The organism is Pseudomonas sp. NPDC098740, from assembly GCF_044760065.1.
GTDB classification, from domain to species: Bacteria; Pseudomonadota; Gammaproteobacteria; order Pseudomonadales; family Pseudomonadaceae; genus Aquipseudomonas; species Aquipseudomonas rossensis.
Genome location: NZ_JBIWAM010000012.1, coordinates 48969 through 57041, shown reverse-complemented (window position 1 = coordinate 57041; position 8073 = coordinate 48969). Strand labels below are relative to the sequence as shown.

Below are 8073 nucleotides of genomic sequence, written 5' to 3'. Positions count from 1 at the left end.
GCTCGTCGGGCTCATAACCCGAAGGTCGTCGGTTCAAATCCGGCTCCCGCAACCAAACATCAAAAAAGGCTACTCGAAAGAGTGGCCTTTTTTGTATCTGTTGAAAAAGTCCTTTCGCAACAATGATCTGCCACTGTGTAGCGAGCCGTTCGGGATCCCCAATGCTCTGAGCCCTGACTATGCTGAGCCCCAGACAGAACCCTCTACGACTGATGACGTACCATCGCCGATACCCGGTGAGAGGCGTTAATATTTGTGATTATTTTTTTCTACAGGGATTGGTAACTTGGCTGGATACCCCCATCCTGTCGCGCACAATCCAAGAGGTGATTGATGCGCGCCAACTCGTCTGATCCACAAGACACCGTCACAGCGACACAACCGATCAAGGCCGAGCGTCTGCGCTTGCTTGATCGAATCAGCAAATACCGCCAGCCCATCGGCCTGGCAGTCACTTTACTGTTGTTCGCTATCGCGCTGATTGCCTGTCGCCACCTGCTGAGCGAACTCGATCTGTACGCTCTGCACGACTCGATTCTCGACGTTCCGAAACCGGCTTTATTGGGCGCGCTGGGCGCGACCTTGGTCGGGTTCATTATCCTGCTGGGCTACGAATGGTCAGCCAGCCGCTACGCGGGCGTGAATCTGGCGCCACGAATCCTGGCCCTGGGTGGGTTCACCGCATTCGCCATCGGCAATGCCATTGGCCTTTCGATGCTCTCGGGGGGCTCGGTTCGCTACCGTTTATATGCACGTCATGGTCTGGGCGCTTCTGAAGTCGCGCACATGACGCTGTTCGCCAGCCTCTCGCTCGGCTGCGCCCTGCCCCCACTGGCCGCCCTCGCCACCCTCAGCAACCTGCCTGGCGCCTCTGCCGCCCTGGGTCTGTCCGAGAACTTGCTGGGTGCAATCGCCGTGGCCGTTTTGCTGTTGTTCACGGTACTGGCCATCGGCATCTACCGCCGTCGCCTGCCAGAGCAACCTTACCCGGACAACCTGCTGGTCAAGGTCGGACGCCGCACCTTGCGCCTGCCGGGCCGTCGCCTGACGTTTCTGCAACTGATCATCACTGCCCTGGACGTAGCCGCCGCGGCGACCGTGCTCTATCTGTTGCTGCCTGAAGCACCGCCCTTCGGCGCGTTCCTGCTGGTGTACCTGCTGGCACTGGCCGCCGGTGTGCTCAGCCACGTTCCCGGCGGGGTCGGAGTATTCGAAGCGATTCTGCTGGCTGCCTTCTCCGACAAACTCGGTGCCGCGCCACTCGCTGCCGCCCTGCTGCTCTATCGTCTGATCTACGTGGTACTGCCGTTGCTGGTGGCCTGTGTATTCCTGCTGATCAACGAAGGTCAGCGCCTGTTTCAATCGCGTCAGTCCTTAAGGGTGGCGTCGGGCCTGGCCGCGCCGATTCTGGCGGTGCTGGTCTTTCTGTCCGGCGTGGTGCTGCTGTTCTCCGGTGCCACCCCGGAAATCGACACACGCCTGGAGCACATCGGCTTTCTGATCCCGCATCGACTGGTCGACGCCTCGCACTTCGGTGCCAGCCTGATCGGTGTGCTTTGCTTGCTGCTGGCTCAAGGGCTGCGCCGCCGACTGTCGGCCGCCTGGATGCTGACCACCATCTTGTTGCTGGTCGCTGCCCTGCTCTCTCTGCTCAAGGGCTTCGACTGGGAAGAAGCCTGCTTGCTGACGCTGACTGCGAGCTTGCTGGGGGTTTTCCGCAGCTCGTTCTATCGCCCCAGCCGTCTGACCGAGGTGCCGTTCTCGCCGCTGTATCTGGTGGCGAGCCTGTGCGTACTCGGTGCGTCGATCTGGCTGTTGCTGTTCGCCTATCAGGACGTCCCGTACAGCCATCAGCTCTGGTGGCAGTTCACCCTCGACGCCGATGCCCCGCGTGGCTTGCGCTCGCTGCTTGGCGCCGCCGTGCTGCTGGTGGTGGTGTCCCTGACCTGGCTGTTGCGCACCGCACGCCCGGTGATCCATCCGCCGACGCCTGATGAGCTGGACCGCGCGGTAAAGATCCTCATGGCCTCCGCCCAACCGGATGGCGGCCTGGCCCTGACCGGTGACAAGGCGCTGCTGTTTCACCCCAACGACGAGGCGTTCCTGATGTACGCCCGCCGTGGTCGTAGCCTGGTGGCCTTGTATGACCCGATCGGCCCGACCCAGCAACGGGCGGAAATGATCTGGCAGTTCCGCGACCTTTGCGACATCCACCACGCCCGTCCTGTGTTCTATCAAGTGCGCGCCGAGAACCTGCCGTACTACATGGACATTGGCCTGACCGCGATCAAACTCGGCGAAGAAGCCCGGGTCGATCTGCTTCGCTTTGATCTCGAGGCCAAAGGCAAAGAGATGAAAGACCTGCGCTACACCTGGAACCGCGGTACTCGCGATGGCCTGTCGCTGGAGATCTTTGATCCGGGGCAAGCGCCGATGGATGAGCTCAAGGTGATTTCCGATGCCTGGCTGACCGGCAAGAACGTGCGCGAGAAAGGTTTCTCGCTCGGCCGCTTCAGTGATGACTACCTCAAGCATTTCCGCGTCGCGGTGATTCGTTTCGAAGGGCGTCCAGTGGCATTTGCCAACCTGCTCGAGACCTACGGCCATGACCTGGCCAGTCTCGACTTGATGCGCGCGCACCCGGACGCGCCCAAGTTGACCATGGAGTTCATGATGGTCGGCCTGATCCAACATTATAAAAATCATGGATACGCGCGCTTCAGCCTGGGCATGGTGCCGTTGTCGGGGTTGCAACCCCGTCGTGGTGCACCACTGACCCAGCGCCTGGGCTCGATGGTTTTCCGCCGTGGTGAGCAGCTCTACAACTTCCAAGGCTTGCGCCGCTTCAAAGACAAATTCCAGCCTGACTGGGAACCCCGTTATATGGCCGTGCCCGCCGGACTCGATCCGCTGGTTGCCCTGGCCGACACTGCCGCCCTGATTGCGGGCGGCTTGACTGGATTGGTGAAACGCTGATGATTCAACGCTCCTTGCGGTACGTACTGGCCACACTGGTAGTGCTGGCTCTGATTCTCGGTGGCGGTTACTGGTACCTGAAACGCCCGGCACCCGAACCGACCCTCGAACAGCTGACGCCAGCCGATGGCGCCGCGATGACCCGTGTCATCCCCGGCAACACGCCACGCGCCCAGGTGCTGGTGGCGGTCAATGAAGACCAGAAGCTCAGCAACAAACAGTTGATGACACTGAGCCGCACCGGCTCGGCGCAGATTGTTCAGGTGATCCTGCCCAACGACTGCCTGCTGCAAAGTCGCGCCCTGCAATCGGCCCTGAGAGAACTCAAAGGCCCGGCGACCCTGGTCAGCGGCATCGGCCCTGGCGCCGTGCTGGCGTGGCGCTGGTTGTCCGAGCAGAAGGACGACAAGGCTCAAGCCGTCTCGGTGGACCTGGCCCTGGAAAAACCCGGCTGCACACACCTGCTACCGAAAGGCGCCGCTCACGGGCACTGGCTGGTGGCCTGGAACGACAACCCGGACGACACCAGCGCCGGCTTCGTGCGCGACCAACCCAACGCCGAAACCAGCATCAGCGACTACGACATCAACCTGCCGCAAGTGCTGAACAACGAACTGCGCAAGATCCTAGTGGGTGGCGATAAAGCCTCTGGCGGCCTGCACATCCCGGTGGTCGAAGTGCCCGCCGGCCAAGCCAAGGACACTGTGACCCTGTTCCTGTCCGGTGACGGCGGCTGGCGCGACCTTGACCGCGACGTAGCGGGCGAGATGGCGAAGATCGGCTACCCGGTCGTCGGCATCGACACCCTGCGCTACTACTGGCAACACAAGAGCCCGGAGCAAAGCGCCCTGGACCTCGCCGAGCTGATGCAGCATTACCGGCAGAAATGGGGCACCAAGCGCTTCATCCTGACCGGTTACTCGTTCGGCGCCGACGTCCTGCCGGCGATCTACAACCGCCTGGAGCCATCGGAACAGCAACGCGTCGACGCAATTATCCTGCTGGCCTTCGCCCGCACCGGCAGCTTCGAAATCGAAGTCGAAGGCTGGCTCGGCAACGCCGGCAAAGAAGCCGCCACCGGCCCGGAAATGGCCAAGCTGCCGCCGGAGAAAGTGGTGTGCATCTACGGTGAAGAGGAAGTCGACGAGAGCGGCTGCACCGACAAGACCGCGGTGGGCGAAGCGATGAAATTGCCTGGCGGTCATCACTTCGACGAGAACTACCCGAAACTGGCGCAGCGGTTGGTGGATGTGATCGAGAAGCGTCAAGCGAAGGAGACGGCGGCTCAAGAGTGATCTGAGTCCAGCCCACGAAAAGCCCCCGCAGCCTTAAGGTTGCGGGGGCTTTTTGGTTAGAGACGACGCTCTGCCGCGCCGTAGACCTCTTCGTCACGTCGAGCACCAACGGCAACGATCAATACCTGAATCGCCTTGCCATCGACTCGATAAACAATTCGCGTGTCGCCTGTTCGGATCCGTCTACAGCCTGCAAGACTGGCTCTTAGGGGCATGCCGCTCTTGTCTGGCTCACCATTGATAATCCGCTCTTCGATGACATCAAGAATGCGGTTCGCCGCTACAGCTCCCAGCAGATCCAGATCCTTCTGAACCTCCGGATGATAGATAACGCCCCAAACCATCCACAGCTCCTTTAGTCTTTCCTGGCGTACCGCGCCCGCATATCGTCGTGGCTGACAGCCTTGGCCTGATCAAAACCGATCAGTCGCTCTCGAGCCGCCGCTTCAACCCGAAGGTCCTCAAGCTCGTCGAGCATTTCCTGATACGCATCGACATTGATAATGACCGCTGCGGGTTGGTTGTCTTTGAAAATGACCAGTCGTTCGGTGGCTCGGCTGGAAATCTCCTTTAGCCTCGCACTAAACCCCCTGACCATCGCAGTCACCGAAATCGCTTGGTCAGCACGCTCCAGTAATGCCGTCATACTCACCTCTCTACACAATCATGCAAATTTGAACACACATTTCTACGCAGAGTATTGCGTCGAATTCGACATACAGCAAGCTACAAAAAGCGCGTATTTATCATCCAACGTTTTTCATCCTGAGAAAAAGTGAGCCGAAGGACGTGTAAATACTCTCGCCGCGTTTAGTTTCGTTTACTTAAGGTGTCGCAATATCGGATGACGCCCGCCGACCTTGTAGGCAAACTCCGAATCTTGCGTTTGGGCACTTTGATGCCTTGTTGCGCTTTTCTTCGACGGGATACTCTCCGGACGTCGCTGACCATTCAGCGATCGGGTGTGGTAACCCGGTTAGGCAAAGTGCAACACCGCTCCCATCACGGTTCGTGCGTTTTTACGTCTGTAATCCCGTGTTATGGCGGCTGTGCGTGGGAGACCTTCGGGTCTGCCGGTTCCTTTGCTCCTCCGGTTTACCACCCTGCGTACAGCTGCCACCCATTCGTGTGGTAACGAATGCGGCAGCTCCTCGTTTTAAGGAGCGAAACAATGAGCAAAACAGATCCGCCCACACCCTCAGAACTGAAAACCATCGGCTTCACCCCCTTCATCTACTGCTCGAACCAGGCGCTGTTCCGTGTCAGTCGAGACGTCCCCCTCGGCGATGCGCTAGCCATGGCTTCTGATTTTCTGTTCCTTGCCAAGGAGCTGACTAAAGATGCTGCCTACGCCCGCGACACCGACAGACACGACTGGGCCGCGCATTACCTGACGGCAATGAGTAAGGCCGTGATTGATGATGCAGTGAAGGTACTGACGCCGCCACCGCCAACTGCCCGGACAAAAGCCGAATCTAAAAAATAGCGGCCCGAAAGCAAGTAAAGGAGCAGAGACGGAATACGTGCAAACACCGCACATCCCCTGTGGGAGCGAGCTTGCTCGCGATGGCGGACTAACAATCACTATCGATGTCGACTGACAGTTCGCCTTCGCGAGCAAGCTCGCTCCCACAGGGGATCTTCATTGCACCGAAGTGAAGTGGCCGCCCACAAAAAAGCCCCCGCTACCGCAATGGCAACGGGGGCTTTTTGTTGTGGCTTACATCTCTACCTGCGTCCCCAGCTCAATCACCCGGTTCAACGGCAGATTGAAGAAGCGCAGGTTGCCGTTGGCGTTCTGCAACATGAAGGCGAACAGCGTCTCACGCCAGCGCGCCATGCCTTCGAGCTTGGAGGCGATGACCGTCTCGCGGCTGAGGAAGTAGGTGGTGCGCATCGGGCTGAAGTCCAGTTCATCGAGATGACACAGCTTCAGCGCTTGAGGCACATCCGGCTCGTCGACGAAGCCAAAGTGCAGGATCACCCGGAAGAAACCTTCGCCGTGGGATTCAACCTCGAAACGCCGTTGCGCAGGCACCCGCGGGATGTCTTCGTACACCACCGTCAGCAGCACCACTTGCTCGTGCAGCACCTGGTTATGCAGCAGGTTGTGCAACAAGGCATGAGGCACGGCGTCCGGCCGCGCCGTCAGGAACACGGCAGTGCCCTGAACGCGATGCGGCGGTTGCACGGCGATGCTGCTGATGAAGATCGGCAGCGGCAAACCACCCTCGTCGAGACGATCGACCAGCAGTTGCTTGCCGCGCTTCCAGGTGGTCATCAGCACAAACAGCACGATACCGGCAATCACCGGGAACGCCCCGCCCTGAATGATTTTCGGCACGTTGGCCGCGAAGTACAGACCGTCTACCACCAGGAAACCAAGCAACAGCGGAACCGCGAGGATCGGAGGCCATTTCCACAGCAGCAATATCACCGCCGACACCAGGATGGTGGTCATCAGCATCGTGCCCGTCACGGCCACGCCGTAAGCCGCAGCCAGCGCGCCGGAGGACTCGAAGCCCAGCACCAACAGGATGACGCCGACCATCAGCGCCCAGTTCACCGCGCCGATGTAGATCTGGCCTTGTTCGGCACTGGAGGTGTGCTGAATGTGCATGCGCGGTATGTAACCGAGCTGAATCGCCTGACGAGTCAGGGAGAACGCACCGGAAATCACCGCCTGAGAAGCAATGACCGTGGCCAGGGTCGACAACCCCACCAACGGAATCAGCGCCCAACTCGGAGCTAATAAGTAGAACGGGTTGCGAGCGGCTTCCGGATCACCGAGCAGCAACGCGCCTTGGCCGAAATAGTTCAGCACCAGCGCCGGCAGCACGAGGATGAACCAGGCGCGTGCGATCGGCTTGCGACCGAAGTGGCCCATGTCGGCGTACAGCGCTTCGGCACCGGTCAGTGCCAGCACCACCGCGCCGAGGATCGCCACGCCCATGCCCGGGTGCACGATGAAGAAGCGCACGCCCCAGACCGGGTTCATCGCTTGCAACACTTCCGGGTGCTGCATGATGCCGTAGACACCCAGCGCCCCCAGCACGACAAACCAGGTCACCATGATCGGCCCGAACAGAATGCCGATCCGCGCGGTGCCGTGACGTTGTATCAGGAACAGCGCCACCAGCACGATCAGCGACAGTGGCACCACCCAATGGTCTATACCCTCGAAAGCCAGTCCAAGGCCTTCAATCGCCGAGAGCACAGAGATCGCAGGCGTGATCATGCTGTCACCATAGAACAACGCCGCGCCGATCAGCCCGCAGACCACCAGCAACGCGCGCAACTTCGGATGCCCGGCCGCAGCCCGCCGAGCCAGGGCGGTCAAGGCCATGATCCCGCCTTCGCCCTGGTTGTCGGCACGCAGCACGAACAGCACGTATTTGATTGAAACGACCCAGATCAGCGACCAGAAAATCAGCGCCAGAATCCCGAACACGCCGTCATGGTCGACCGGTACTCCATAGTGACCGGAAAACACTTCTTTGAGGGTGTACAGCGGGCTTGTGCCGATATCGCCATAAACCACCCCGACCGCCGCGACCAGCATGCCGATCGGCTTTGCCGCAGAATGCTCGGCACCCGCTGCCTGACTACTTGCCTGACCCATCCACCACTCCTACTACCCAGACCGGACTTCTTTGGAAGAAGCACTATGCTTTGCCGTGCAGCATGCGCCGTTTTCCTTCACGTTACAGACGTTTTGTTGACTGTAAAAAATCGGTAAAGCGTAAAGGCGCGAAGCATAGCCCAGCACTCGTCGTATTTCCCTGCATAAAGCTGGTCAAGT

6 protein-coding genes are annotated in these 8073 nt (G+C 59.9%); 3 read left to right on the top strand and 3 right to left on the bottom strand.

All coding sequences use genetic code 11. The features are described 5' to 3' along the window. The first annotated feature begins 333 nt into the window (after window positions 1-333). Together mprF and ACIQU2_RS16435 are read left to right on the top strand one after the other, a co-directional pair. Window positions 334-2976 (top strand): bifunctional lysylphosphatidylglycerol flippase/synthetase MprF, encoded by a 2643-nt coding sequence (mprF, locus tag ACIQU2_RS16440; protein WP_403142557.1) that lies wholly within the window; start codon window positions 334-336, stop codon window positions 2974-2976. Further along, a complete protein-coding gene (locus ACIQU2_RS16435; protein ID WP_403142554.1) occupies window positions 2976-4271 on the top strand; it encodes an AcvB/VirJ family lysyl-phosphatidylglycerol hydrolase in 1296 nt (431 codons plus the stop codon). Before mprF ends, ACIQU2_RS16435 begins: the two co-directional genes overlap by 1 nt. A gap of 56 nt (window positions 4272-4327) precedes the next feature. Here the strand turns inward: ACIQU2_RS16435 and ACIQU2_RS16430 are convergent, their stop codons facing one another. Both ACIQU2_RS16430 and ACIQU2_RS16425 read right to left on the bottom strand, forming a co-directional pair. Next, window positions 4328-4615, bottom strand: coding sequence for a type II toxin-antitoxin system RelE/ParE family toxin (locus ACIQU2_RS16430; protein WP_403142551.1), 288 nt, complete (start codon window positions 4613-4615; stop codon window positions 4328-4330). A gap of 11 nt (window positions 4616-4626) precedes the next feature. Further along, on the bottom strand, window positions 4627-4917 hold the full coding sequence (locus ACIQU2_RS16425) for a Phd-YefM (RefSeq protein WP_007904631.1): 291 nt from the start codon (window positions 4915-4917) through the stop codon (window positions 4627-4629). A 525-nt stretch (window positions 4918-5442) separates the two neighbouring features. Between ACIQU2_RS16425 and ACIQU2_RS16420 the strand changes: the two genes are divergently transcribed. After that, window positions 5443-5757, top strand: coding sequence for a DUF3077 domain-containing protein (locus ACIQU2_RS16420; protein ID WP_403142548.1), 315 nt, complete (start codon window positions 5443-5445; stop codon window positions 5755-5757). Between the two features lie 234 nt (window positions 5758-5991). On the opposite strand, the gene ACIQU2_RS16415 is transcribed toward ACIQU2_RS16420, so the two are convergent. Then, entirely contained in the window at window positions 5992-7893 is a 1902-nt protein-coding gene (locus tag ACIQU2_RS16415; protein ID WP_403142546.1) for a potassium transporter Kup, read from the bottom strand. Window positions 7894-8073 lie beyond the last annotated feature (180 nt).

Coding starts and splice junctions, on each gene's coding strand:
- mprF (WP_403142557.1), top strand. CDS start 334: ATGCGCGCCAACTCGTCTGATCCACAAGACACCGTCACAGCGACACAA.
- ACIQU2_RS16435 (WP_403142554.1), top strand. CDS start 2,976: ATGATTCAACGCTCCTTGCGGTACGTACTGGCCACACTGGTAGTGCTG.
- ACIQU2_RS16430 (WP_403142551.1), bottom strand. CDS start 4,615: ATGGTTTGGGGCGTTATCTATCATCCGGAGGTTCAGAAGGATCTGGAT.
- ACIQU2_RS16425 (WP_007904631.1), bottom strand. CDS start 4,917: ATGACGGCATTACTGGAGCGTGCTGACCAAGCGATTTCGGTGACTGCG.
- ACIQU2_RS16420 (WP_403142548.1), top strand. CDS start 5,443: ATGAGCAAAACAGATCCGCCCACACCCTCAGAACTGAAAACCATCGGC.
- ACIQU2_RS16415 (WP_403142546.1), bottom strand. CDS start 7,893: ATGGGTCAGGCAAGTAGTCAGGCAGCGGGTGCCGAGCATTCTGCGGCA.